This window comes from Nocardioides renjunii, assembly GCF_034661175.1.
In the GTDB taxonomy this organism is placed as follows: Bacteria; Actinomycetota; Actinomycetes; order Propionibacteriales; family Nocardioidaceae; genus Nocardioides; species Nocardioides renjunii.
In genome coordinates, this window is record NZ_CP141058.1 from 3,442,798 (window position 1) to 3,468,285 (window position 25,488).

At 72.2% G+C, this 25,488-nt stretch carries 23 protein-coding genes; 10 read left to right on the forward strand and 13 right to left on the reverse strand.

Going from position 1 to position 25,488, the window contains the following annotated elements:
• Window positions 1-64: 64 nt before the first annotated feature.
• Window positions 65-4,897, reverse strand: coding sequence for a family 16 glycoside hydrolase (locus SHK17_RS16500; RefSeq protein ID WP_322920016.1), 4,833 nt, complete (start codon window positions 4,895-4,897; stop codon window positions 65-67).
• A gap of 135 nt (window positions 4,898-5,032) precedes the next feature.
• On the opposite strand from SHK17_RS16500, the gene SHK17_RS16505 reads away from it, so the two are divergent.
• Complete coding sequence (locus SHK17_RS16505) at window positions 5,033-7,159, forward strand: MMPL family transporter (RefSeq protein WP_322920017.1); 2,127 nt, start codon at window positions 5,033-5,035, stop codon at window positions 7,157-7,159.
• Window positions 7,160-7,169: 10 nt separating this feature from the next.
• Window positions 7,170-7,814, forward strand: a complete 645-nt coding sequence (locus SHK17_RS16510) for a class I SAM-dependent methyltransferase (protein ID WP_322920018.1) — start codon at window positions 7,170-7,172, stop codon at window positions 7,812-7,814.
• On the opposite strand, the gene SHK17_RS16515 is transcribed toward SHK17_RS16510, so the two are convergent.
• Together SHK17_RS16515 and mca are read right to left on the reverse strand one after the other, a co-directional pair.
• Window positions 7,811-8,044: a hypothetical protein gene (locus SHK17_RS16515; protein ID WP_172266038.1), complete on the reverse strand. Its 234-nt coding sequence runs from the start codon at window positions 8,042-8,044 to the stop codon at window positions 7,811-7,813. The two genes, SHK17_RS16510 and SHK17_RS16515, sit on opposite strands and share 4 nt — an antisense overlap.
• 23 nt (window positions 8,045-8,067) lie before the next feature.
• The gene (gene mca, locus SHK17_RS16520; RefSeq protein WP_322422998.1) at window positions 8,068-8,979 is read right to left on the reverse strand and encodes a mycothiol conjugate amidase Mca; all 912 of its coding nucleotides are present in this window, start codon (window positions 8,977-8,979) and stop codon (window positions 8,068-8,070) included.
• Window positions 8,980-9,017: 38 nt separating this feature from the next.
• Between mca and SHK17_RS16525 the strand changes: the two genes are divergently transcribed.
• Entirely contained in the window at window positions 9,018-9,407 is a 390-nt protein-coding gene (locus tag SHK17_RS16525) for a DUF4307 domain-containing protein (protein WP_172266044.1), read from the forward strand.
• A 267-nt stretch (window positions 9,408-9,674) separates the two neighbouring features.
• Window positions 9,675-10,166 carry a transcription elongation factor GreA gene (greA, locus tag SHK17_RS16530; protein WP_172266047.1) on the forward strand — a complete coding sequence of 164 codons (492 nt, stop codon included), beginning with the start codon at window positions 9,675-9,677 and terminating at the stop codon, window positions 10,164-10,166.
• 234 nt (window positions 10,167-10,400) lie between these two features.
• Here greA and ilvA read toward each other — a convergent pair whose 3' ends face one another.
• The 6 genes from ilvA to SHK17_RS16560 all read right to left on the reverse strand — a co-directional run bounded on the left by ilvA (window position 10,401) and on the right by SHK17_RS16560 (window position 16,749).
• Entirely contained in the window at window positions 10,401-11,609 is a 1,209-nt protein-coding gene (gene ilvA / locus SHK17_RS16535; protein WP_322920019.1) for a threonine ammonia-lyase, read from the reverse strand.
• Window positions 11,606-13,033, reverse strand: coding sequence for an AI-2E family transporter (locus SHK17_RS16540; protein WP_172266053.1), 1,428 nt, complete (start codon window positions 13,031-13,033; stop codon window positions 11,606-11,608). Before SHK17_RS16540 ends, ilvA begins: the two co-directional genes overlap by 4 nt.
• A gap of 9 nt (window positions 13,034-13,042) precedes the next feature.
• Window positions 13,043-14,461 (reverse strand): glutamate mutase L, encoded by a 1,419-nt coding sequence (locus tag SHK17_RS16545; protein WP_322920021.1) that lies wholly within the window; start codon window positions 14,459-14,461, stop codon window positions 13,043-13,045.
• Window positions 14,458-14,775 (reverse strand): DUF202 domain-containing protein, encoded by a 318-nt coding sequence (locus SHK17_RS16550; RefSeq protein ID WP_172266059.1) that lies wholly within the window; start codon window positions 14,773-14,775, stop codon window positions 14,458-14,460. The genes SHK17_RS16545 and SHK17_RS16550 overlap by 4 nt, the downstream gene beginning before the upstream one ends.
• Window positions 14,776-14,777: 2 nt before the next feature.
• The gene (locus SHK17_RS16555; RefSeq protein WP_322920022.1) at window positions 14,778-15,938 is read right to left on the reverse strand and encodes a cystathionine gamma-synthase; all 1,161 of its coding nucleotides are present in this window, start codon (window positions 15,936-15,938) and stop codon (window positions 14,778-14,780) included.
• A 115-nt stretch (window positions 15,939-16,053) separates the two neighbouring features.
• A complete protein-coding gene (locus tag SHK17_RS16560) occupies window positions 16,054-16,749 on the reverse strand; it encodes a hypothetical protein (protein WP_322920023.1) in 696 nt (231 codons plus the stop codon).
• A gap of 232 nt (window positions 16,750-16,981) precedes the next feature.
• Here SHK17_RS16560 and msrA point away from each other — a divergent pair, with 232 nt between their 5' ends.
• A complete protein-coding gene (gene msrA / locus SHK17_RS16565) occupies window positions 16,982-17,632 on the forward strand; it encodes a peptide-methionine (S)-S-oxide reductase MsrA (protein ID WP_172266064.1) in 651 nt (216 codons plus the stop codon).
• Here msrA and SHK17_RS16570 read toward each other — a convergent pair.
• Both SHK17_RS16570 and SHK17_RS16575 read right to left on the reverse strand, forming a co-directional pair.
• Entirely contained in the window at window positions 17,625-18,032 is a 408-nt protein-coding gene (locus SHK17_RS16570; protein WP_322920024.1) for a pilus assembly protein CpaE, read from the reverse strand. The genes msrA and SHK17_RS16570 overlap by 8 nt on opposite strands.
• A gap of 32 nt (window positions 18,033-18,064) precedes the next feature.
• Complete coding sequence (locus SHK17_RS16575) at window positions 18,065-19,570, reverse strand: phospholipase D-like domain-containing protein (protein ID WP_322920025.1); 1,506 nt, start codon at window positions 19,568-19,570, stop codon at window positions 18,065-18,067.
• A 196-nt stretch (window positions 19,571-19,766) separates the two neighbouring features.
• Between SHK17_RS16575 and SHK17_RS16580 the strand changes: the two genes are divergently transcribed.
• Window positions 19,767-20,108 carry a YciI family protein gene (locus SHK17_RS16580; RefSeq protein WP_322920026.1) on the forward strand — a complete coding sequence of 114 codons (342 nt, stop codon included), beginning with the start codon at window positions 19,767-19,769 and terminating at the stop codon, window positions 20,106-20,108.
• 24 nt (window positions 20,109-20,132) lie between these two features.
• Here the strand turns inward: SHK17_RS16580 and SHK17_RS16585 are convergent, their stop codons facing one another.
• Window positions 20,133-20,705 carry a hypothetical protein gene (locus tag SHK17_RS16585; protein WP_322920027.1) on the reverse strand — a complete coding sequence of 191 codons (573 nt, stop codon included), beginning with the start codon at window positions 20,703-20,705 and terminating at the stop codon, window positions 20,133-20,135.
• Between the two features lie 125 nt (window positions 20,706-20,830).
• On the opposite strand from SHK17_RS16585, the gene SHK17_RS16590 reads away from it, so the two are divergent.
• Complete coding sequence (locus SHK17_RS16590; protein WP_322920028.1) at window positions 20,831-21,559, forward strand: CDP-alcohol phosphatidyltransferase family protein; 729 nt, start codon at window positions 20,831-20,833, stop codon at window positions 21,557-21,559.
• Between the two features lie 44 nt (window positions 21,560-21,603).
• Here the strand turns inward: SHK17_RS16590 and SHK17_RS16595 are convergent, their stop codons facing one another.
• On the reverse strand, window positions 21,604-21,888 hold the full coding sequence (locus SHK17_RS16595; protein WP_172266082.1) for a DUF1905 domain-containing protein: 285 nt from the start codon (window positions 21,886-21,888) through the stop codon (window positions 21,604-21,606).
• Window positions 21,889-22,260: 372 nt separating this feature from the next.
• Here SHK17_RS16595 and SHK17_RS16600 point away from each other — a divergent pair, with 372 nt between their 5' ends.
• The 3 genes from SHK17_RS16600 (at window position 22,261) to SHK17_RS16610 (ending at window position 25,479) form a co-directional block, all read left to right on the forward strand.
• Window positions 22,261-23,619, forward strand: a complete 1,359-nt coding sequence (locus tag SHK17_RS16600; protein WP_322920029.1) for an ABC1 kinase family protein — start codon at window positions 22,261-22,263, stop codon at window positions 23,617-23,619.
• 41 nt (window positions 23,620-23,660) lie between these two features.
• Window positions 23,661-24,065, forward strand: coding sequence for a nuclear transport factor 2 family protein (locus SHK17_RS16605; RefSeq protein ID WP_322920030.1), 405 nt, complete (start codon window positions 23,661-23,663; stop codon window positions 24,063-24,065).
• A gap of 352 nt (window positions 24,066-24,417) precedes the next feature.
• Window positions 24,418-25,479 carry a class I SAM-dependent methyltransferase gene (locus SHK17_RS16610; RefSeq protein ID WP_322920031.1) on the forward strand — a complete coding sequence of 354 codons (1,062 nt, stop codon included), beginning with the start codon at window positions 24,418-24,420 and terminating at the stop codon, window positions 25,477-25,479.
• The last annotated feature ends 9 nt before the right edge of the window (window positions 25,480-25,488 follow it).

Here is a 25,488-nt window from a genome sequence, read left to right on the forward strand (position 1 = left end):
CGAGGGCCCGGGTCCGGACAGGCAACGGCCCTCCCCCGGGGTCACCGAGGGAGGGCCGGCCGTCTCAGCGGGTCAGTCGCACCCTGACCCGGTCGGTGCTGCCGTCGTCGAACCGGACGACCAGCACGGCCTGCACCGTCGGGTCGCGGTCGAGCCTGGCGCGGGCCCGAGCGTTCAGCCGGACCACCACGGTGCCCTTCTCGCCGGCCTCGAGCTCGAAGGAGCCCGCGCCCAGCTTCTTGCCGCCGCGGGTCCGCAGCACCGCCGTCCCCTCGCAGTCCGCCGCGCCGCACCGCAGGACCAGCCGCGCCCTGCGGCCGTCGTGCGTCGCGTCCACGTTGCCGCCCTGCGCCACCGCCACGCTGGGCGCGGGCGGCGTCGGGGTGGGCGTCGGCGTGGGGGTCGGCGTCGGCGTCGGCGTGGGCGTGGGCGTCGGCGTGGGGGTCGGGGTCGGCCCGGTGGTCGGGGTGGCCCCGGCCACGGTCAGCGAGCCACTGCCCGCGCCGGCCTCGTGCGCCACGTCACCGGCGTACGACGCCGACAGCGCCACCGTCCCCGCCTCGTCGAACGGACCGACCGTGAAGCTGGCCGCGCCGTCCTGGAGGTCGACCGGGTCGAGCGCCTCGCCGTCGACCGTGAGGGTGATCTTGCCGGTGGGCGTCTCCTCGGCGAGCGAGTCCACCTCGACCTCGACGCGGGCGGTGTCACCCAGCTGGACCTCGGCGGGCGTCGGCGTCACCGTCACCGTGGCGGCGACGTCCTCCGGGTCGGCCAGCTCCTTGAGCTGCACGTCGCGGTAGTAGACGTTCTCACCCCCGCCGTGGTTCTGCAGACCGATGTGGGAGGGCCACGTGAGCCGGTTCGCGTGGGTGCCGGTGAAGTCGTTGACCAGCACGTCGTTGAGGTAGACGCGGATGCGCTTCCCCTCCACGCGGATCTCGTAGTGGTTCCACTGGTTCACCGGCTTGAGCGCCGCGTCCCGCTGGGCGTTGGCACCCTGGAACGTGTAGATGGCGCCCGTGGTGCGGTCCGGCAGGTCGGTGGCGTCGATCTGGATCTCGTAGCCCCTGTCGACCGCGACCCACGGGTCACCGGCCGGGTCGGGAGTGCCGCCGTCCTGACGGGGCGTCGTCTCCGGGTTGGGGAACCCGACGAACACGCCGCCGTTGTCGTCCTTGGTGAGCTTCCAGTCCAGCTGCAGGGAGTAGTCGCCCTCGAGCGGCTCGGAGTGCCACAGCAGGCCCAGTCCGCCGTTGGTCTTCAGCGTGCAGTCGGCCTCGCGGGTGAAGACGCCGGGGCCGGCCATCCTCCAGTCCGCCATGCTGGCCGCGGTCCCGTCGAACAGGCTCCGGTAGCCGGGGTCGGCCGGGGCGGCCTCGCAGGTGTCGGGCTCGACGACCGCGTCGACCATCCTGAACCAGTCGAACGCGCCGACCTGGCTGCCGGTGCCGTTGTAGGCGGCGACACCGACCTTGGGAGCGACCAGCCCGGTCATCGGGTAGCCCGCGCCCATGGACTGCCACGTCGCGCCCTGGTCGACCGACCAGCGGCCCTGGACCGCCGTGCCGGTCGAGACCAGCTGGAGCCGCAGGTCGTCGGGAGCGGCGCCGTCGGGCAGGTCGGCGTTGGTGTAGACCATGTCGCCGTTGATCCGGCGACCCAGCTCGAGCACCCAGTCGCCGTCCGGCGTCTCCATCGCCACGAGCTTGGCGTAGTTGGCGGCGCTGGTCCAGGCCACGAGACCACCCTGGAGGTAGTCGTCCGCGCCGGTCATGGAGAACTGGGTCTCGGCTGCCCAGGCACCCTCCGCGGGAGCCTGCTGCAGCACGATGTTCTTGGCGTCGACGGCTCCGCCGGAGAGGTCACCGCCCTGCGCGTCGATGCGCAGCTGCCCGCCGGCCAGCGTGACGCCGGTGGCCGTCTTGTTGAGGATCGTGCTCCAGCGACAGGTGTCGAGGGTGGTGCCGTCGAACTCGTCGTCGGCGCCGGGCGCCTGCCCCGGGGCACACGCCTCGCGACTGCCCAGGTCGAGGTAGTCGATGTTGACGTTGCCGTTGTCGCCGGCGTCGCGCTGGATCGTGACGACGTTGGCGCCGGCCCGCAGCTCGAGCTGGTCGGTGACCGAGCCCCAGTCCTTCCAGGTGGCGAGCGGGGGCAGCGACAGCTTCTTGACGAAGACGCCGTTGACGTGGACGGACATCACCTTGGTCTGGTCGGGCTGCGGGTTCGGCCCGTTGGCGTAGCCGAGCCTCACGTTGTGGAAGCCGGCCGCCGTCGCGGTCACGTCGAAGCTCACGGACGCGCCGTCGACCTCGAAGCCACCGACGTAGCCGGTGCCGCTGAAGCCGGCGTGCTCGGTCTGCACGCGGTTCCCGGTCCCGGTGATGGTCCCGACCTCGGCCTCGACACGACCGCCGGTCGGGTCGACGACCCGGAGGTGGTCGAGGTTGACGTTGCCGTCGTCACCGGTCTCGTAGGCGATCTCCACCGTGGTGACGCCTGCCGGCAGGGTGACGCGGACGGTGTGCGTGCCCCACGTCTTCCAGTCGCCGAGCGGCGGCAGCACGATCGTCTGCAGCACCCCGCCGACGTACAGGCTCATCTTCTTGGCCTGGTTGGGCTGGGGGTTCGGACCGTTGGCGTAGCGCAGCTGCAGGTCGTAGGCACCGGCCCGGGGAGCGACGACGTCGACGGTGGTGCCCGAGCCGATCGTCTGGATGCCGTCGACGAAGCCGGAGCCGGTGTAGCCGGCGTGCTCGGTGGCGATGCCGGCGGTGCCCGAGAGGGCACCGTCCTCGAGCTCGTAGATCCCGTCGGCCGGGGGCTCGGGGTCGGGCTCGACGTAGCCGGGATAGCTGTTGAGGGTGTACCACGCCTCAGTGCTCCACAGCGTGTCGCCCGACGCCGAGGCGAAGGGACGGGGCGAGCGCAGGTGGACGACCCGGTCGGGCTTCAGGCCGTCGACCTGGAGGGTCACCGTCCTGCCGTCCTGCGACGCGGTGGCACTGGTGACGGCGAGCGTCTCCTCGTCCAGCTTGGGCCCGCCGTACTGCGCGGTCGCGCGGTAGCGCCACTGCTTGAGCTGGTACTTCGAGGCGAGGTCCTCGAGCGTCGCGGCCGAGAGGGGCTTGGTGTACTCGATCTCGAAGCCGCCCTCGACGACGTCCATCGACAGCATGTCGAACGGCACCGCACCGGAGAGGTCGAGCCTCTGCAGGCCGTGGCGGAGCTTGCCGGTCTGGCCCCAGTTGCCCCCCGCGCCGAGGCCGCCGACGATCAGCGACCCGCCGTCGGCCTTCAGCACCCGGCTGACACCCGCCTCGAGGCCCTGCGTCATCCGGAAGAGCGCGCCCTGGTAGGCGCCGTCCACCATCTCGAGGTCGGCGCGCTGGAGGCCGCCGTAGGTGACGTCGCCGATGAACATCTGCCCGTCGTACGGGCCCTCCTCGACAACGACGGGGGTGCTCGGGGAGTTGGCGATCTCGTTCTGCGGCATCCACAGGACCGGCTTGGTGACGGGCTCGCTGTCGAAACGGCCGGGCGTCCCGCCGGGACCGGTGGTGAAGTGGTTGTAGAAGGCGCCCGGCTGGATCTGCACCAGCTTGGATGCCGGCAGCCAGCCACCCTGATTGTCGGTCACGAAGATCTCGCCGTTGGGGCCCTCACCCATGCCGTGCGGGGTGCGCAGGCCACCGGCGACGAACTCGATCTCGCCGGTCTCCCTGTCGACCGTGATGTGCGTGCCGCGGTCCTGTGAGCCCTGCGGCACGGTGGTGGCGCCGCCGAGGTTTATCGACACCGACAGGTTGAGGTGGAACTTGCCGTCGCGGTAGAGCATGCCGAAGGCGAACTCGTGGAAGTTGCCGTCGAAGGGCCAGGTCGCGACCGTCTCCTTGCCCTCGAACACGCCGTCCCCGCCGGCATCGACCAGACGGGACAGCTGGTGCTTCTCCGAGACGTAGACGTCGCCCTCCACGACCTTGATGCCCTGCGGCTCCTTGAGCCCGTCGGCGACGAGGGTGCGGGTCACACCGGCCGGGCCGGTCGCCGTCCTGACGCCCTCGAGCCGGTGGAGCTGGCCGAGGGAGACGTTGCCCTGGTCGTTGCCGTTGCCGCCCCAGGTGAGGACGAGCAGGTCGTCACCGTCCCACTCCAGGCCCGTGACCTGCGGCTCGAAGCCGTCCGGGCGCAGGTCGGTCAGCGTGTAGGCGGGGTTGACCCCGTCGAGCTGGAGTCCGTCCCCCGCGGAGTCGTCCTGGCCCTCGCACTGCTTGAAGCCGGGCGCGGTGACGCGGGTGACGCCGGCCTCGGTGCTGAGCACCGAGGTGGGCACCACGGAGAAGGTCGTCTCGCCGGGACGCATCCACTGCAGGGTGAGGCGCTCGCCGCCACCGCCCTCGAAGTAGTTGACACGCAGCTCGTGCACGGTGCCCTGGGTCAGGGTGACGCTGCCCTCCTTGGCGGTGTCCCCGTGCAGGCCGTCGTGGTCGATGACGAGCTGGTCGTCGACGAGGAGCTCGGAGCCGTCGTCGCTCGTGAGGCGGAACATGTAGGTGCCGGTGGTCTCGACACTGAGGTTGGCCAGGACCTCGACCAGGAAGTTGTCCTGCAGCCCACCGAAGTCCTCGGGCGCGTCCCAGTCGATGCTCGGCTTGAGCAGGTCGACGTTGGGCGTCTGCGCCGCCTTGAGCGTGCAGAGCTCCGAGACCGGCTGGCCGAGCTGGAAGGCACGCATGGTGACGCCCGGCTCGTCGCCGACCGGGACGGCGGACGCGGCGGGGGCGGTGGAGAGCGCGGCACCGAGGCCCGCGACGAGGACGCCAGCCACGGAGGCGGCGACCGAGCGGCGTGCCCGGACGGCACGGCGGCCGCAGGCACTGAGGGGGGACAACGACACCGGGACGACCTCCTGGGACCCCGGCCAGGGGCCGGGAACGATGTGACGTGCCTCACCCTAGGGTCAATCCGCCGCTTTGTGAACAACTTTTGTCCGTCTATCGTCAGAAGGCGCCTGGGTCACTACAGTCGCCCTGTGCTCGAGGACCTGGGACGCCTGCTGCACCGCTGGCGGCGGTGGGTCCTCGGCACCTGGACCGTGCTCGTCCTCCTCGGCGCCGTCCTCGGTGGATCGGTGTTCGACCTCGCGCAGACCCCCGACCCCCTGCGCGGGGACGCCGAGTCCGCGCTCGTGGCCGACCGCCTCGAGGCCGCCGACCCCGAGGGCGAGCTCGTCGTCGCCGTCCTCTCCGGCAGCGACGTCCTGGCCGTCGACCTCGTCGACCAGGCCAGCCGGGTGCTGTACGACCTGCGCGAGCAGCCGGGCGTGCACGAGGTGCGCGACCCCTGGACGAGCGGAGCGCAGGACCTGGTCTCCGCCGACGGGACCGGCACCGTGGTGACCGTCGAGATCGACCCCGGCCTCGACCACGACGCCGCCCTGGAGGTCGCCGATCGCGTGGCGGACCGGCTGCGCACGATCGCCGTGCCGACCGTCCTGGTCGGCGGACCGCTGCTGGCGGAGGAGGCCTTCGCCGAGCAGGCCGTCACCGACGCCGCGCGGGGCGAGGGCGTCGCCGTCCTCGTCCTCGTCGTCGTGCTCGCGCTCGCGCTGGGCGGCCTCGTGGCCGGGCTCGTCCCGGTGGCCACCGCCCTGGGCGCCGTGGCGGCCGCCCTCCTCGTGCTCGCGTCGCTGGCCCGCCTCACCCCGGTCAGCGAGTACGCCGTCAACGTGGTGACGCTCCTGGGGCTGGGCCTGGCCGTCGACTACGCGCTGCTGGTGCTGGCGCGGTTCCGTGAGGAACGGGCGCGGCAGGGACGGCGTACGGACGGCCCGGGCGCGGTCGCCGACGCGCTTGCGACGACCGTCGCGACCGCCGGCCGCGCGGTGCTCGTCTCGGGGCTGACCGTCGGGACCGCGCTGGCCGGCCTGCTCCTCCTCGGCGACCCGGTGCTGTCGCCGATGGCCGTGGGCGGGCTGGTGGCCGTGGGCGTCGCCACCGCCGCCGGGCTCACCCTCGTCCCCGCCCTGCTCGCGGTCGCACACCGGCGGGTCCCCCCACCGGCCCCCGGCCGGCCGCTCGGCGGCACCCCGAGCCCCGACGCGCTGCTCCCCCGTCTGGCCCGGACGGCCCAGCGCCGGCCGTGGCCGGTGCTGGTGGGGTGCACCGCACTCCTCCTGCTGCTCGCGGCGCCGCTGCTGTCGCTGGACCTGCGCAACTCCGACACCCGGTCACTGCCCCGCGACAGCGAGCCGCGGCTCGCCCAGCAGGTCGTCGACCGCGACCACCCGGACCTCCGCACGACCCCGCTCACGCTCCTCGCGGACGCAGCGCCGGACTCGCCGCAGGTCGCCACGCTCATGGCCGACGTCGGCGCGATGCCCGAGGTGGCCGACGTGCTGCTCCTCGACCCGATGCCCGACGGCACCAGCCAGGTGCTGGTCGAGCCCGCCGGCCCCAGCGACGGCCCGCAGGCCCAGGCCCTGGTCGACCGGCTGCGCGAGGCGGACCTCGGTGTCCCCGTGCTGGTCGGCGGGCCGGCGGCCGAGCTGGTGGACACGCGGACGGCGCTCGCCGACCGGCTGCCAATGGCGCTGCTGCTCGTGGTGCTGGCGACCGGGGCGCTGCTCGGGGGGCTGAGCAGGTCGGTGGTGATCCCGGTCAAGGCGGTGCTGCTCAACCTCCTGTCGCTCGGCGCGACGCTCGGCGTGGTCGTCACGATCTTCCAGTGGGGCTGGGGCTCCTCCCTGCTCGGCTTCGACTCGTGGGGAGCGCTCGACCTGACCACTCCCCTGCTGCTGTTCATGTTCGCCTTCGGGCTGTCGATGGACTACCACGTCTTCCTCGTCGCGCGGATCCGCGAGGCGTGGGAGGGCCCGCGGAGCCGCCGGACCTCCGGGGCGCGGGCGCACAACGACGCGGCCGTGCTCGAGGGCATCGTCGCGACCGGGCCGGTCGTCACCCTCGCCGCCGTCGCGATCGTCATCGTCTTCCTCGGCTTCGCCGCCGGCGAGCTCGTGGCGGTCAAGGAGATCGGCGTCGGCATGACGGTCGCCGTCCTGCTCGACGTGACCGTCGTCCGCGGGCTCATGCTGCCCGCTGCGATGACCCTCCTCGGCCGCTGGAACTGGTGGCTGCCCGGACGTCCGCCGCCCGCCTAGGCTGACCGGCATGGACGCCGAGGCCTGGGACGAGCGCTACGCCGCCAGCGAGCTGGTCTGGTCGCGCGAGCCCAACCGGTTGGTCGCCGCCGAGCTGGCCGACCTCCCTCCCGGGACGGCGGTCGACCTCGGCGCCGGCGAGGGCCGCAACGCCCTCTGGCTCGCCTCCCGCGGCTGGTCGGCCACGGCGGTCGACTTCTCGCAGGTCGCGCTCGACAAGGGGGCCCGGCTGGCGGACGACCTCAGTGGTGGGCAGGACGGTGGGCCCGACGGTGGGCCCGGCGTCACGTGGGTCTGCGCCGACGCGACGACCTGGCAGCCGCCGGACCCGGTCGACCTCGTCGTCATCGCCTACCTCCAGCTGCCCGCCGCCGACCGGCGACGTGCGGTGCGCGGAGCGGCGGGGATGCTGCGCCCCGGCGGGACGCTGCTGCTCGTCGCGCACGACTCGACGAACCTCGCCGAGGGCACCGGCGGGCCGCAGGACCCAGCCGTGCTGATGACGGCCGAGGACGTGCTGGCCGACCTGTCGGGGATCGACGTGGAGGTGGTGCGAGCCGAGCGCGTCGCGCGCGTGGTGCAGCCGGCCGACGAGCACGGCGGCGCCCAGCGGCGTACGGCCTGGGACTGCGTCGTGCGGGTGGTGCGGTCCTAGACCTGCTCCTCCGAGTCGGCCTTCTGCTCCGGGGTGACCGGCTCGTCGCCGTAGAGGCCGGCGTCCTTGGCCGCCTGCGCCTTGCGCAGCTGCTTGACCAGGCTGAACCCGAGGACGACCACCGCGAGGATCAGGAAGATCCAGATGGCGAAGCCGAGCGGTCCGGCCTTCACCTCCGTCTTGTCGGGGGTGGGGTCGTCCACGAGGAGGATGATCAGCAGGTCGAGCATGCCTCCAGTGTCCCACTCGCCCCCTAGGGCGCGGGGGTCGGGATCCCGGCGAACAGGTCGTCCTCCGGCAGCGTCGACTCCACCGTGGACTCGACCAGCTCGTAGTCCTCGGTCGGCCAGACGGTCTGCTGGATCTCGCGCGGGATGGCGAACCACATGCCGTCGGGGTCGATCTGCGTCGCGTGCGCCAGCAGGGCCTGGTCACGGACCCCGAACCAGTCGCCGCACGGCACGCGCGTGGTGATCCGGTCGTCCCACTCCGGCTCACGCTCCCACTTCGCGAGGCGCTCGGTGTAGGGCGACTCCAGGTCGTGGGCGAGCATCGCCTCGTGCAGGGCGTTGGTCTTCGCCCAGCTCCAGCCGTGGTGGTAGTAGAGCTTCATCGGCTGCCACGGCTCCCCCGCCTCGGGGAAGCGGTCGGGGTCGCCGGCAGCGGCATAGGCCGCGACGGAGACCTCGTGGCAGCGGACGTGGTCGGGGTGGGGGTAGCCCCCGCGCTCGTCGTACGTCGTCAGCACGTGCGGGCGGAACTCGCGGATCAGCCGCACCAGGCGCTCGGTCGCCTCCTCGAGCGGGACGAGCGCGAAGCAGCCCTCGGGCAGCGGCGGCAGCGGGTCGCCCTCGGGCCAGCCGGAGTCCACGAAGCCCAGCCAGTCCTGCCGGATGCCGAGGATGTCGCGGGCGCGGTGCATCTCCTCGCGCCGGATCTCGGTGATGTTCTCCCAGACCTCGGGGCGGTCCATCTTGGCGTTGAGCACCGAGCCGCGCTCGCCGCCGGTGCAGGTGACGACGTGGACGTCGACCCCCTCGGCGACGTACTTCGCGGTGGACGCGGCGCCCTTGCTCGACTCGTCGTCGGGGTGGGCGTGGACGTGCATGAGTCGGAGTCCGGCGCGGGGCTCGGGCGTGCGCCGGTCTGCGGAGGGCTGGGCCATGCCGCTGATTCTAGGAGGGGCGACTTAGGCTTCTGTGCGTGACCACCGACCTCGCCGAACGGTACGGCGCACCCGCGCCGTGGCGCCGCCCCGTCACCATCGGCGTCGCGGTCCTCGTCGCCGTGGTCGGGCTGACCTGGCTGGCGTGGACGGCGTGGTTCCACAGCACGCCCGCGGTCACCTCCGAGGTGATCACCTACGACGTCACCGGCGACCACGAGGTCCGCTCCCGGGTCAACGTCGAGCTCGCCGACGACGTCGAGGCGACCTGCCGGGTGCGTGCCTACTCCGAGGACCACACGACGGTCGGCGAGCTGGCCTTCACGCCCGTCGACGGCACCAACGAGGTGGTCATCCGCACCGAGCGGCGCGCCACCACGGTCGAGAAGCTCGGGTGCACCGCACCCGGCCAGCCCCGCCCCCGCTGACCACCTCGCCGACCACCTCGCCGACCACCTCGCCGACCCACGCAGGACGCCCCGCGGTACGGCGCCGCGTCCGCGGCCGTCGTACGACCTGCACTTTCGCCCCCGGCTTGCTAACCTGATCGTTCTGCCCGTCCGGGTGCGCTGGCCCAGTCCGTTGCCGCGCCGACTCCGATCGGACGGAGGACGCACCACCGACCCGATGCGGGGGCGCTGAGGCACACCCACGGCACCGCCGCATCCAGTACCACGTGAAGCAGGAGTAGACACATGACCGACCAGGGCACCATCTGGCTGACCCAGGAGGCCTACGACAAGCTGCAGGCCGAGCTCGAGGACCTCAAGGGTCCCAAGCGCCAGGAGATCATCGAGCGCATCTCCGCCGCCCGTGACGAGGGCGACCTCAAGGAGAACGGCGGCTATCACGCCGCCAAGGACGAGCAGGGCAAGCAGGAGGCCCGCATCCGCCAGCTCGAGGACATCCTCCGCAAGGCCGAGGTCGGTGAGACGCCGCCCAACGACGGCGTCGTGGAGCCCGGCATGGTCGTGACCGTCGACTTCGGCGGCGGCGACACCGAGAAGTTCCTCCTCGGCGCCCGCGAGAACCTCACCGAGGGCGACGACCTCGACGTCTACTCGCCCCAGTCCGCCATGGGCGCCGCGATCAACGGCAAGTCCAAGGGCGACGAGGTCACCTACACCGCGCCCAGCGGCAAGGACCTCACCGTCACCATCGTCGACGCGGAGCCCTACCAGCCCTGAGGTCAGCGCCCCGGCGTCACCTCGCGAGCACCACCGCAGGAGCGGTGAGTGAGGCAGCTTCTCCCGGCGGAGAACCTGCACCACTCACCGCTCCGCGGCATTTCGGACGCTCTCGGTTTCCCCGCATAGGCGGGGATCTTCGAACATCTGCAGGCGTGTACGCCTCCAGATGTTCGGGTTTCCCCGCCTATGCGGGGAAACCACAGCGGCGGTCGGCCGTCGCGGGCGGCCCGATCAGTCGTGGACGCGGTAGCCGCGCTCGCGCAGCCGGGCCATCAGGTGCTCGGCGTGCGCCTCGCCGCGCGTCTCGAGCTGGATGCGGACCTCGACCTCGTTGAGGTTGAGCGTCGGCGAGATGCGCTCGTGGGCGACCTCGAGCACGTTGGCGCCCTCGGCGCCGACCTCGGTCAGCAGGGACGCGAGCCCGCCGGGGAGGTCGGGGATGCAGACGCGGAGGTAGAGGTAGCGCCCGGCGGCGGCGAGGCCGTGCCGGATCACCTTGTTGAGCAGGAGGGGGTCGATGTTGCCCCCGGACAGCACCGCCACGGCGGGGGTCTCGAAGCCGCCCGGGTTGTCGAGCATCGCGGCCACCGCGGCCGCCCCGGCCGGCTCGACGACCTGCTTGGCGCGCTCGATCAGCGCCAGCAGCGCCTGGGACAGCGACTCCTCCGAGACGGTGATGATGTCGTCGACGTGGTCGCGCACCGCGGCGAAGGTGATGTCGCCCGGACGGCCGACCGCGATGCCGTCGGCCATCGTGGTCATCGACTCCAGCGCCACGGGCCGGCCAGCGGCGAGCGAGCCCGGGTAGGCGGCGGCCCCCTCGGCCTGCACGCCCACCACGCGTACGTCGGGGCGCAGCCCCTTGATCGCGATCGCGACGCCGGCCAGCAGTCCCCCGCCACCGGTCGGGACCAGCACGGTGCGCACGTCGGGTGACTGCTCGAGGACCTCGAGGCCGAGCGTCCCCTGGCCCGCGACGATGTCGACGTGGTCGAAGGGGTGGATCAGCACGGCGCCGGTCTCCGCGGCGAACTCCCGCGCCCGGGCGAGCGAGTCCTCGAGGTAGCGGCCGTGGAAGACGACCTCGGCGCCGTAGCCCCGGGTCGCCTTCTCCTTGGGGATCGGGGCACCCTCCGGCATGAACACCGTCGACCGGATGCCGAGCGTCGCGGCGGCGAGGGCGACACCTTGGGCGTGGTTGCCCGCCGACGCCGCGACGACGCCGTTGGCGCGCTCCTCCGCGGAGAGCCGCGACATCCGGACGTAGGCCCCGCGTGACTTGAACGAGCCGGTGCGCTGGAGGTTCTCACACTTGAGCGAGACCGGCCCGCCCACGAGCGTGGACAGCCAGCGGGACTCCTCCATGGGCGTCGTGACGGTGAGGCCCTCCAGCGCCTTGCGGGCCTCGAGCACGTCGGCGAGCGTCACCTGCTGGGTCATGGCTGGTCCTCGTGCTGGTCGGAGGGGCGGCGGTCGCGGGGGCCGGAGTCGTCGTCCGGCGCGTCCGGGCCGGCCAGCGGGCTGTCGTCGTCGGGCACCACGTCGGGTGGCAGGCCGTCGGTCGCCAGGTCGGTGTCGAGCGCGTCGTCGGGCTCGTCGTCGCCGATCGAGGTGTAGCTCGCCAGGTGCTGCGCGACGGCGTTGCCGGCGGCGGCGAGGGGTACGGCGATGAGCGCGCCCGCGATGCCCGCGACGAGCACGCCGCACCCGATCGCCACGATGACGCCGAGCGGGTGGAGCGAGACGAAGCGGCCCATGAGGAACGGCTGGAGGATGTGGCCCTCGACCTGCTGGACGAGGATGACGCCGCCGAGCATGAGCAGCGCCGTCCAGGGGCCCTGGTCCACCAGCGCCACCAGGATCGCGACGGAGCCCGCGACCGTGGCACCGATCATCGGCACGAACGCGCCGAGGAAGACCAGCACGCCGATCGCGACGACGAAGGGCACCTGCAGGAAGTAGGCGACGAGCATGATGCCGATCGCGTCGGCCATCGCCACCAGCACGGTCGCCCGCACGAACTGGGTGAGCGACACCCAGGCCACCTGGCCGGACGCGTCGATCCGCTCGCGGGCGGCGCGCGGCGCGAGCCGCACCATCCACGCCCAGATGCGCTTGCCGTCGGCGAGGAAGAAGTAGGTCGAGAACAGCACGATGAAGAAGCCCGCGACCACGTGCCCGACCGCGGTCCCGACCTCCGTGACGCGGGTGACCATGCCGTCGGTGCCGGTGCTGTCGGTGATCGCCCCCTGCACGCCCTCGATGTAGCCGTCGAGCTGGGAGTCGGAGACGCTGAGCGGGCCGTTGCGCAGCCAGTCGCGGACCTGGTCGAGGCCGGTGACGACCGAGTCGGCGAGGTCGCTGGCGCCCTGGGCGACCTGCTGGCCGACGTAGGTGAGCAGCAGCGCGACCGTCCCGATGCCGAGCAGCATCACGAGGCCGGTCGCGGCCCCGCGCGGCAGGCCGGCCCGGCGCAGCGAGCTGACCAGCGGCGAGGCCAGCGCGGCGACGAGGAGCGAGATGGCGATGGGCAGGGTGATGACGGCGAAGAAGCGCATCAGCCACAGCACGCCGAGGCCCGCCGTCGCGATGACGATGAGCCGCCACGACCACGCGGCGGCGAGGTCGAGACCCCACGGCACCTGGGCGCGGCTGAAGTTGGACGGCCCCGTCGTGAAGGCCGGCTCGACCCTGCGCTCGGCGCGCAGCTGCGCCCACTGCGACAGGATCCGCTCGGTCAGCCGGTCCTCCTCGTCGCTGCGACCGAGGGCGGCGAAGAGCCGGCGTCGGCGCGACTCCTCGTCCCCGGGGAGGTCGGACCGGTCGTCGGCCCGGTCGCTGCCGGGCGCGTGCTGCTGGCTCACCCCGCCACGCTACCCATCACCGGCCGAGCGCAGTCGGCTGACCAGGCGGTGCGCCGCGATCGGGTGCTCCTCGGCCAGGAGCCCGGCCGCCGCCAGCACGTAGTCGCGGTCGACCACCACCACCGGGTCGCGCGGCAGCTGCCACCCTCCCTCGAAGGCGTCGCCCGTCGCCGGCAGCAGCACCCGGCGTACGGCGTCGGGCCCGCCGTGGCGCAGCACGCCGCCCGAGCCCACCATCAGGTCGACCTCGCGGAGGTCCTTGCCGCTGCGCTCCACGACCCGGCCCTCGGGACTCACGACCACCTTGCTGCGGCCCGCGTGGCGCTCGAGGGCGATCCGCACGGCGGCGGCCGCGATCTCCAGGTCGGCCTCCCGCTCGGCGTCACCGTCAGCCCCGTCGTCGGGCAGCAGGTCGGGGTGCGCGCGACGGCGTACGGCGGCCGCGGACAGGTCGTCGCGACCGGCGGCCTCCACCGTCGAGATCGCCGACCACCGCATGCCGAGGTCGCCCTCCACCGTGCGGGTCACGGGCGTGGTGGCCACCACCTCGCGGGCCAGGCCGCTGTCCTCGGGGTCGAGCTCGACGACGCTGTGCACGTCGGTCGTGGCGCCGCCGACGTCGACGACGACCACGTCGCCGGCCCCGCGGTGCTGCTCGTCGAGGCCCCGGGCGAGGAGCTCGACCCCGGTCAGCACGACGTCCGGCGTCGCGCCGCGGACCAGGTCGGTGAAGGAGCGGCCGCGCGCGTCGGTGCGGCTGCTGAGGTGCTTGCCGCCGATGACGTGGCTGAGGAAGATCTCGCGGATCGCGCGGCGCGCGCTGTCGGGGGCCAGCACGCCGATCCGGGGCACGACGTTGTCGGCGAGGACGTGCGGGGTCCCCGACTCCTCGAGCGCGGCGCGGACGACGGGCTGGGACTCGACATTGCCCGCGACGACGACCGGGCCCGGCCACGGCACCCCGGCGAGGAAGGCGGCGTCACCCTCGAGCACCTCGGCGTTGCCGCCGTCGGTGCCACCGACGAGGAGCACCACGTCGGGCTCGGCGGCGCGCAGCTCGGCCAGCTTGGCCCCGTCGAGGCCGCCGGAGAGCACCAGGACGACCTTGCCGCCGCTGGAGAGCGCGACACGGCGTCCGGCCTCGGCGGTGACCAGCTCCTCGTTGCCCACGACTGCGACCCGCAGGCCACCGCCGGCGCTGGAGCAGGCGAGCACGTCGGCGTCGGCGGCCCGCGGCTCCTGCTCGACGAGGGCGGCCACGCAGGCGTCGTACCCGTCGAGGACGTCGCCGCGCCCGTCCCCGTCGGGCTGGGTCGTGGGCAGGGTCGTGGGGTGGCTCGCGGTCGCGAGCAGGTCGCCGGTGTGGACGTCGACCGCGGCGGCCTTGGTGAACGTCGACCCGAAGTCCACGCAGAGGACGACGCTCACACGACCACCGAGATGCCGGCGACGACGACGAGCGCCACGACCGCGAACGCCAGGACGTGCACCGTGCTCCCGACCGGCAGCTCACGACCGGCGCGGATCGCCCGGTCGGCCTGCCGGAAGCGGAGCCAGCCGCCACCGGCGGCGACCAGCGCCGCACCGATGAGCAGGACGCCGAGCAGGCGCTGGGCCCACGACGGGTCGAGCAGGTGGAACACCGCCAGCGCTGCGGCGACCAGGCCGACGGCGGTGCGCTGGTAGGCGAGGAAGGTCCGTTCGTTGGCCAGCGAGAAGCGGACGTCCGGACCCTCGGGCATGCTCACCCCAGCGCTCGGTCGAGGTCCGCGACCAGGTCCTCGATGCTCTCGATGCCGACGCTGAGCCGGACCAAGTCGTCGGCCACCTCGAGGTCGGTGCCCGCCACGCTGGCGTGGGTCATCCGGCCAGGGTGCTCGATGAGGGACTCGATGCCGCCGAGGGACTCGGCGAGCGTGAACACCTCGGCGCGGTCGCACACCGCGAGCGCCCGGTCGACACCGCCGGCGACGCGGAACGAGACCATCCCGCCGAAGCGCTTCATCTGGCGCGACGCGACCTCCTGGCCGGCGTGCGACGCCAGGCCGGGGTAGATGACCTCGGTGACCCGCGGGTCGCCGTCGAGGAACTCGACCACCCGCTCCGCGTTGTCGCAGTGGCGGTCCATCCGCACGCCGAGGGTCTTGAGGCCGCGGTGGGTGAGGAACGCGTCGAAGGGGCCGGACACCGCGCCCATGGCGTTCTGGTGGAACGCGATCTTGTCGGCGAGCTCGTGGTCGCGCACGACGACCGCTCCCCCGACGACGTCGCTGTGCCCACCGACGTACTTGGTCGTGGAGTGGACGACCACGTCGGCGCCGAGCGTGAGCGGCTGCTGGAGGTAGGGCGAGGCGAAGGTGTTGTCGACGACGAGCAGGGCGCCGGCGTCGTGGGCGACGCCGGCGAGCGCCTCGATGTCGCCGATGGTGAGCATCGGGTTGGTGGGGGTCTCCACCCACACGAGCCGGGTGCGGCCCGGGACGATCGCGGCGGCCATCGCCTCGGTGTCGGCCACCGGGGCCGGGGTGTGGTCGAGGCCCCAGACCTTGGCGACCTTGTCGAAGAGGCGGAACGTCCCGCCGTAGGCGTCGTCGGGGATCACGACGTGCCCGCCGGCGCCGGTGAGCGCGCGGATGATCGTGTCCTCGGCGGCGAGGCCGGAGGCGAAGGAGAACCCCCGCTCGCCGTCCTCGACGGCCGCGAGCGCGCCCTCGAGCGCCGTACGCGTCGGGTTGGCCGAGCGGCTGTACTCGTAGCCGCCGCGCAGGCCGCCCACGCCGTCCTGCTTGTAGGTGCTGCTCGCGTAGATGGGCGGGATGACCGCCCCCGTCATCTCGTCGGGCTCGTAGCCGGCGTGGATCGCACGCGTCTCGAACCCGGCCTTGTTGGCGCGTTCCTGGGTCACCCTCCGAGCGTAGACCCAGCGGTCGGTGCCCGGGACAGCGGAACGGCCGCCGCACCCCCCGATGCGGCGGACGTTCCTTCCTCTGAGCTGTAGCCCGGGGAGCTGATCTCCGCCGCTACGGTCGACCGGCGGTTCCGTCAGCGTCGGTGGACGGGCTGGTCCGGCCGGGAACGGCCAGGGCGAGGGGGCTCACGGCGAAGGTCCCGGTCGTGTAGCCGTAGGTCGCGCTCGAGGAGAACGCCCACAGCACAGCGCCGAAGGTACCCCCGACCGGCCCGGTCCCGAACGTCGCTCGGGTGAGGGTGACGGTGCCCATGTTGTTGTCGGACGCCTGGAACACGCACAGGTGACCGGCCGACGCCGTCGGAGCAGCGGGCGTCCCCCCGCACCCAGCAGGGACGACCCCACCCAGGGGAATGAAGTGGGCGGTGGGTTCGGCAGAGAGCTCCGGGTAGGTGATCTCGGTGAACGAGGCTTCTGTGTTGCTGGACGAGCTGAAGGCCCAGACACCCCGAAACACCTTCGGGTACGGCGCGTACTTCGCGTCACTCTCGGCCTTGGTGTACGACGAGCCGGTGAGCGCATAGCTGCCCTTGGGCTGGTACTTGGTGTCGGACTCGGCCTTCGTGTAGCCCGAGCCGGCGGCCTGGTACTTCGCGTCGGAGTCCGACTTGGTGTAGTACCTCTTGTTGCTCTTCTTCTTGGTGTAGTACCGCTGGTCGGCCTGCGGCTTGAGCTCCTTGTTCCAGATCTTGTTCCAGTTGGTGGCCACGGCGTTGCTGACCTCGGCGCCTGCCGGCGTGACGGCCATGAGGCCGCCCCCGACCAGGACGCCTACGAGGAGGGCGACGAGTGGCCTTCGGATCGATCGACGTGAAGACATCACAGTTCCTTTCCGACGAGTGCTGCGGATCTCTTCACCGTCCTCTCGCCACGGCACATGCACATCAGTGACAGCACCACGACTAGACCGCGTAATTTCACCTAGGCGCCGGGAGGGTCTCCCGGGACACGTCCCTTGCGCTGCGAGGGATGATGGAGCCATGTTCGGTTTCGGCAAGCCCACGACCCTGCCCACCCCCGACCAGGCGCTCCCGGGCCGCACCGAGTCGATGTGGAGCCTCGGGGAGCACCTCGTCCTGCACACCCCCGTCGTGACCGACGAGGCACCGGCGGGCCACGAGGTCGCGATCCTCGGCCTCGGCTGCTTCTGGGGTGCCGAGGAGATCTACTGGCAGGTGCCGGGCGTCTGGTCGACGTCGGTCGGCTACGCCGGCGGCAGCACGCCGAACCCGACCTACGAGGAGGTGTGCAGCGGTCGGACCGGCCACACCGAGGCGGTCCGCGTGGTCTTCGACCCCACCGTCGTCTCCTACGCCGACCTGCTGAAGACGTTCTTCGAGATCCACGACCCCACGCAGGGCATGCGCCAGGGCAACGACGTGGGCACCCAGTACCGCTCCGCGATCTACTGGACCACGCCCGAGCAGGAGCAGACCGCCCGCGAGCTGACCAAGGTCTACGGCGAGGAGCTGGCCCGCCGCGGTCTCGGGGAGATCACCACCGAGATCCGCCCGTCCAGCGAGACGCCGTACTTCTACGCCGAGGACGTGCACCAGCAGTACCTCGCGAAGAACCCGTTCGGCTACCGCTGCCACGCCAACACGGGCGTGAAGTTCCCCGCCACTACCTGAGGCCGCTCCCCAGCAGGCTCAGCACGGCGCGCCCGGCCGCGCCGTCCGCCGTGACGTCGACGTGCTCCTCGCGACGCGGGCCGGCCTCGACGAGCACGACGTGCCCGCCCGAGCGCGCGGTGAGGCTGACGAAGCGCGGGCCGAGGACGTCGAGGAGCTGGTCCAGGCGAGGCAGCCACATGGCCTCGGTCTCCTCCACGTCGTCCAGCGCCCACTCGGTCGTGCCGTTGAAGGCGAAGACGCGTCCGGCGGGCTGGTCGCGGACCTCCACCACCATGTCGCTGACGGTGAAGACCGTCTCGTCGAGGTCGCGGTCGGGCAGCCAGAACCGGTCACCGTTGGCCGGCGACCACGCGAGTCCGGCGTCGTGCAGGCGGCGTGCGAGGTCGAAGGAGATCACCTCGACAGTGTTGCTCGCGCTCGGGCGACTCCTCAGTCGGCTTCCCAGTAGGGCCCGGGCAGGTAGGGGTCGCGCTCCACGGTCGTGACCGGGCGGCGCACCGTCACCCAGATCGTGCGCACCGTCCCGTCGGGGTCTCGCACCGTCCGCGGCACCCGGAAGTTGGCGTACGTCGTCGTGTAGGCGTTGCGCGAGTTGCGCGCGTGGTCCCACTGGTAGTTGAAGTTCGCGAGGTACTTGCGCGCCACGACGCCTCCGCGCACGGTGAACCACACCTCGTCGTTGGCGGTGCTGAGGCTCGACCAGTTCACCGAGCCGGTCAGCACCATCTCGGTGTTGGGCACACCGGCGTAGGTGCCTTGGATGACGAAGTACTTCTGGTGGCTGTAGTAGTCGAGGATGAGGTCGTCGACGCCGTCGTTGTTGAGGTCGAAGTTGTCGTCGGTGTCGTAGTCCAGTCCGGTCGAGCGCAGCGGGATCCGGCCGCGGGCGGTCGGTGCGCCGAGGACGCCCTTCGTGTGGAAGCCGATCAGGCCGTAGCTCACGCGCACGTCGCAGCCCTGGACGTACTTCTTGCGGATCGCGGCGGCCAGGTAGTCACCGCGCTCGCCACGCATCGTGTGCATCGACAGGGCCAGCCGGGTCCGGGTGCGCTGACCGGTGACCGGGTCGGTGCCCCGGCACTGCACGCGGTCGAGCATGTCGATCACGAGGTCGTTCTTGGGCCCCGAGACGCGGGGGAAGGCGACCGCGGTGTGCTTGTCGACGGCGTCGTCGCACGCGCCGGTGAGCGGCGTCCCGCAGAAGCCGATCGGCTCCTGGCGGGTGTCGTAGTCCTTGCTCATGTCCTTGAAGAGCCCGACGAACTGGCGGAACAGCTCGTGGTCGCCGTCGGTGAAGTAGAGGTCGTTCCACTGGTGGACGGCGGCGTTACGGGTCATGTTGGCCGACCCCACGGCGACGACGTCGGCGGACCGGCCGGCCTCGCTGAAAAGGTAGAACTTCGAGTGCAGGTTGTTGAACTCGTTGGCCGCTCCCCGGCAGCTCTGCCGGCACTTGTAGATCCAGCTGTTGCGCCGGCGGTCCTTGCCGATCTCCGCGCGGATCACCTTCATCGCGGGGGTCTCCCAGTGGTCGTTCAGCAGGATCTGCACCTGCACCCCGCGACGGTGGGCCTTGGCGAGGGCCTGCGCCACCGGCATCCGGTCGAGGGAGTAGATCGCGATCCTGATCGACGCGCCCCTCGGCGTGTGGTTGATGGTCTGGACGACCTTCTGCTCGATGCGGAAGTGGCCGGCCGCGCGGTGCGGGTCGTTGAAGAACGGCCCGCTCGGTGCTCGCCAGCCGTTGCCGGGCTTGTGGCGCGACGCCGCAGGGCGGCCCTCGCGCGACGCCTGTCCTACGGCCTGCGCCACGGGAGCGGGCTGGACCGACCCTGCTGCGGCGTCGGCCGCGGTGGCCGCGACCGCCCCGCCGATCAGCACGCTCGTTACCAACGCCAGCACCAGCCCCACGCTGGACCTAGACGACTTCTTCACGACCCCACCACCTCTGACCTGTTGCTCGTGCTGGGCTGCTGTACCCGCCGGGCCAGCATATGAACGCAACCGCTCCCCGTCGGTCGACTGGCCCGGGACCCGGACCGATTCCTGGCCGAGGAGTGTCGATGCGGGCCCGTCCCGTCCGTCAGAGTGGTGACGGGCCGCACCGGGCGGGCCGCACCGGAGGAGTGACATGACTCAGTACGCCATCTACTTCCACCAGCAGTGGGTCGGTGACCACGACCTGGAGTGGTTCCTCAGCAGGGTCGAGCCGTCGACGGCGGTCGTCCGAGACATGGAGGAGGCCGGGGTGCTCGTCTTCGCGGGGGGACTCGTCGAGGACATGGCCGAGGCGTTCAGCGCCGACGGCACCAGCGGCACCATGGTGGTCAGCGACGGCCCCTACACCGAGACCACGGAGTACCTCGGCGGCATCACCATCATCGACGTGCCGGACATCGAGACGGCCAAGATGTGGGCCGCCCGGGTGGCCGAGGGGTGTGGCTGGCCGCAGGAGGTCCGGGTCGTCAAGTGACGACCCGGCGCCCCAGGCGGGGGCCTACTGCGCGACCCACTCGGTGAAGGTGCGCGGCTCCCCGAGCCAGTCGGTCCGGGTGGTGCTCCCGTCAGGTCGCGTGCCCGCGACGCGTACGGCGACCCGCACCTCCGCGGGCGAGCCGATCGCGTCACGGGCGATCCGGATGCGCACGTGCTCGCGGTCGTAGTCGACGCGCATCCGGTAGGAGCCCTCCACCGGCTGGCCCACGGCGCCCTGGGCGAACCCGTCGGTGGTGACCAGCTGGTAGTCCGTGCCGACGAAGAAGCCGCCGGTGAAGACGTACTCCGGCCCGGTGTCCGTGGGGTCGGTGTCGATGAACACCGAGCCGGAGGACCCGCTGCGGAACGACTCGCGCAGGTCGGTGTGCGTCGTGGTGATGACCACGTTGCGGGCACCGTGCTCGACCTCGACGGAGCGGAGGTCGACGCCGTGGCCGAGGTCCTTCGGGTCCGCTACGCCGATGCTGTCGGCACCGGCGGGAGCGAGCTGGGTCAGGGTCAGGGCGGCGGCCGCCAGGGTCGCGGCGCCCAGCCGGGCGGCGGTGCGCGCGGACGTCTTCGGTGAGGTGTTCATGTGATGTGGACGCGCCTGCGCGGCAGAAGGTTGCATCGCGCCGCCTGCGCTGTGGATCCTTGGTGTCGGTCCCTCGTCTGACATGATCCGCATGCCCAGCAGGACCCGACCGACCGAGGAGACGTGTGGCGTCGCGACGGCAGCCCCTCTGGATCGCCGCCTCGTGGCTGGTGCACGCCTACACCGCCTCGGGCCTCGTGCTGGCCTTCCTCACCGTCATCGCGGTGATGGAGGGCGACACCATCCGGGGCCTCTGGCTCTTCCTCGCCGCGATGGTCGTCGACGGCACCGACGGCATGCTCGCGCGGTGGGTGCAGGTGAAGCGCCACGTCCCGTGGTTCGACGGGGCGCTGCTCGACAACATCGTCGACTACATCACCTACGCCTTCATGCCGATGGTGCTGCTGTGGAGCGCCGGCTTCCTCGGTGAGGGTGTCTCGGCGACGGTGCTCGCCGTCATCCCGCTCCTCGCCTCGGGCTACCAGTTCTGCCGCGTCGACGCCAAGACCGACGACCACCTGTTCCTCGGCTTCCCGAGCTACTGGAACATCGCCGCGTTCTACGTCGTCGTGCTCGACCTACGGCCGGCGACGGTCGCGGTGGTGCTCCTGGTCTGCGCCGTGCTCGTGTTCGTCCCCATCGGCTACGTCTACCCCTCGCGCACCGCCACGCTGCAGACGCCGACGCTCGTGCTCACCACGCTCTGGCTGGCCAGCTATGCCGTGCTGCTGACGCAGGTGCCCGACCCGGGCGTGGTCTGGCTGACGATCTCGATCGCCTACGTCGTCTACTACGTCGTGCTCAGCCTCTACCTGACCGCCCGCCGTGGTCGTACGGCGGCCGCGACCGGCTGACCGCGCGGCCGACCGACCTGCCGACCGACCCACCGACCGGCCGACTAGCGACCGACCGAGAGGCGTACGTCGACCACGTCGCCCAGCTCGAGGCGCTCGGCGGTGCGCACCGCGACCTTGACCGGCAGGAACCACGTCTCCTCGCGGGGGAACATCGACGTGGTGAACTCGCTGTCGCCGATCCGCGCCCGCACCGGCACCACGCCCCAGTAGACGACCTCCGCCTTGACCTCGTCGACGAGGTCCGCGGCGTCGGGCGGGAGCCGCACGAAGTGGAACGGCGCCGGCCCGCGCCACTCGACCAGCTCTCCGCGGAACTCGACGTCCATGCCTCCAGCCTCCCAGAGACGGTCCCCGGCACCGACGCAAAGACCGGGCGGGCGGGAGCCTGTGGCTCCCGCCCGCCCTTCCACCGCGCCCCTGTATGCACGGTGGGTCACCCCTGGAGAGGGTCTTGCTCAGCCCTCGGCGCCCTGGCGGGTCATCCGAGTGCTGCGACTGTGGCCAGGAGGGACTCCGGGACCGTGCCGCCGGCGGCGGCCGTCGCCGACGCGGCGAGGACGCTCGCGGCGCAGGCGAGCAGGATCTTGGGTCGCACGGTGCCTCCTGGAAGGTGGGGTTCTGGCCTTCTCAACGACGCGACGCGCGACAGGTCACGCGAGGTACGAGAACTCGTTTCGTCCGCAGGGGACAATGGCCCCATGACCGAGTTGCCGCGCAAGGCCGCCGCCCGTACGGCACGACTCGCTGCGCTGCCCCTGGGCTATGCGGGGCGGCAGGCGTGGGGCCTCGGCAGGCGGCTGGGCGGCAAGCCCGCCGAGGCCGTCCTGTCCGACGTCCAGCAGCGCACGGCGGAGCAGCTCTTCCGCACGCTCGGCGAGCTCAAGGGCGGCGCGATGAAGTTCGGGCAGGTGCTCAGCGTGCTCGAGGCGGCGCTGCCCGAGGAGGTCTCGGCCCCCTACCGCGAGCACCTCACCGCGCTGCAGGACTCGGCTCCACCCATGCCCACCGCGACGGTCCGCGAGCAGCTCACCCAGCACCTCGGCGCGGACTGGCGCGAGCGCCTCGTGTGGCTCGACGGCGCCCCGACCGCGGCAGCGTCGATCGGCCAGGTCCACCGCGGACGCTGGGTCGACCACGCCACGGGCGCCGACGGCACCGAGCGCGACGTCGCGGTCAAGGTGCAGTACCCCGGTGCCGGCGAGGCGTTGATGAGCGACCTGCGGCAGATCGCCCGGGTCGCGCGCGGGGTCGCGCCGGTCTTCCCGGGGATCGACATCAAGCCGCTCGTCGCCGAGCTCCAGGCGCGGGCCGCCGACGAGCTCGACTACACGCTCGAGGCCGAGGCGCAGTCGGCGTACGCCGAGGCGTTCGCCGGCGACCCCGACATCGTGGTGCCCGGCGTGGTGGCCGTGGGCGGCGAGGTGCTCGTCACGGAGTGGATGGACTCGCCCTACTCGCTCGCCCACATCATCCGCGAGGGGACCCAGGAGGAGCGCGACCACTACGGCGAGCTGTTCGTCCGCTTCCTCTTCGAGGGGCCGCACCGCACCGGCATGCTGCACGCCGACCCGCACCCCGGCAACTTCCGCATCCTGCCCGGTCCCGACGGCGAGCCCGGCCGGCTCGGCGTCCTCGACTTCGGTGCCGTGGCCCGGCTGCCCGGCGGCACCCTGCCCGCGGCGATGGGGCGGCTGATGCGGATCGCCCTCGAGTCCGACGAGGAGTCGCTCGTCGCCGGGCTGCGCGAGGAGGGCTTCATCAAGGAGCACATCGACGTCGACCCGGCCCTCGTGCTGTCCTACCTCGCGCCCTTCGTGGAGCCCGCCGGCCACGAGCGCTTCACCTTCACCCGCGAGTGGATGCGCGAGCAGTTCGAGCGGGTCAACGACCCGCGCGCGGAGACGTTCACCCTCAACACCCGGCTCAACCTGCCGACCTCCTACCTGCTGATCCACCGCACCTGGCTCGGTGGCATCGGCCTGCTGAGCCAGCTCGGCGCGACGGCGCCGTTCCGCGGGATCCTCGAGGAGTCGCTGCCGGGATTCGCCGTCGACTGAGCCCACCGCCCGGGCGCGGGCGAGGTGGCACGATGACGCGCATGGACGCCTCCACCTCCCTCGCCCGCTGGCACGCCGTCGTCGAGAGCCGCGACCCTGCCGGGCTGCCGGGCCTGGTCGCGCAGGACGCAGTCTTCCGCAGCCCGGCGGTGCACACCCCGCAGCAGGGCCGCGACACCGTCGTCGGCTACCTCACCGCCGCCTTCACGGTGCTCGGCCCCGCGCTGACCTACGAGCGCGAGTGGCTGGGCGAGGACTCGGCCGTCCTGCAGTTCCGCACCGAGGTCGGGGGCCTCGACGTCTCCGGGGTCGACATCATCACCTGGGACGAGGACGGCCTGATCGCCGACTTCACCGTGATGGTGCGACCGGCCAAGGGGCTGCAGGCCGTGGTCGAGCAGATGGGCGCCGAGCTGCTCCGGATGCTGGAGGCGGCGGGCTCGTAGGGGTGGTCCGCGGCGCTGAGGGTGGCGGCACATCGCACGTACGAGGCAGCCGGAACGGCGACCTGCCGCCACCACCCGCGGCGCCCGCGCCAAGGTGGCGGCACACCGCACGTACGAGGCCGCCGGAACGGCAACCTGCCGCCACCAGCCGCCACCACCCGGTGCACCCGCGGCAAGGTGGCGGCACACCGCACGTACGAGGCCGCCGGAACGGCAACCTGCCGCCACCACTCGCGGCGCCCGCGCCAAGGTGGGCCGCACATCCGACGATGCCTCATCAGCAACAGCTGAGGCGGCGAGACCACCCCGTACGTGTGAGCTCCAGTCGGGCCGCACGCTGCCACACTGCAGGATGACCGACTTGTCCTCCGAGCAGCTGGCCGAGCGCCTCTTCGGCTCCCTGCTGGGCACCATCGACGTCCTGTCCGTCTACCTCGGCGACCGCCTCGGCTGGTATCGCAGCCTCGTCGACGACGGTCCGGCGTCCGCGCCGACGCTCGCCGAACGCACCGGGACCGACGCCAGGTATGCCCGCGAGTGGCTCGAGCAGCAGGCCGTCACGGGATACCTCACGGTCCAGCAGGACGGCGGACCCGACGAGCGGATGTTCTCCATCCCGCCGGCAACGGCCGAGGTGATGACCGACACCGCCAGCGTGAACCACCTGGCACCCTTCGCCCGGATGTTCGCCGCGACCGGGCCCACCCTGCCGCAGCTGGTCGAGGCCTACCGCACGGGCGGCGGCGTCTCCTGGGAGCAGCTCGGGTCCGACGCCCGCGAGTCGCAGGCCGACGGCAACCGCCCGTGGTTCGACTCACGGCTGGCTCCTGCCCTCGCGGACGTACCCCGGGTGCACGAGGCGCTGAGCAGGCCGGGTGCCTCCGTGCTGGACGTCGGGGCGGGCGGGGGGTGGTCGACGATCGCCCTGGCCCGGGCCTATCCGGATGCCGACGTGTCGGGAATCGACATCGACCGCCCGTCGGTGGAGCTGGCTCGCGCCAACGCAGCGGCTGCCGGGGTGGCCGTCGAGTTCCGCCACGGCGATGCCGCGGACCTCGCCCCGGGCAGCTACGACGTGGCGTTCGCGTTCGAGTGCGTCCACGACATGCCCGCGCCGGTCGAGGTCCTGTCCGCCGTGCGCCGGGCGCTCGCGCCGGGTGGCTGCCTGGTGGTGATGGACGAGGCGGTCGCCGAGACGTTCGCTCCCGACGGCGACGAGCTCGAGCGGCTGATGTACGGCTTCAGCCTGCTCATCTGCCTCCCCGACGGCCTGTCCCGACGGCCGAGCGCGGGGACCGGCACCGTGATGCGTCCCGCGGTGCTGAAGGCGTACGCGAGCGAGGCAGGCTTCACCGACATGGAGGTCCTGCCGATCGAGGACTTCGGGTTCTGGCGGTTCTACCTCCTGACGTGAGCAGGCGGC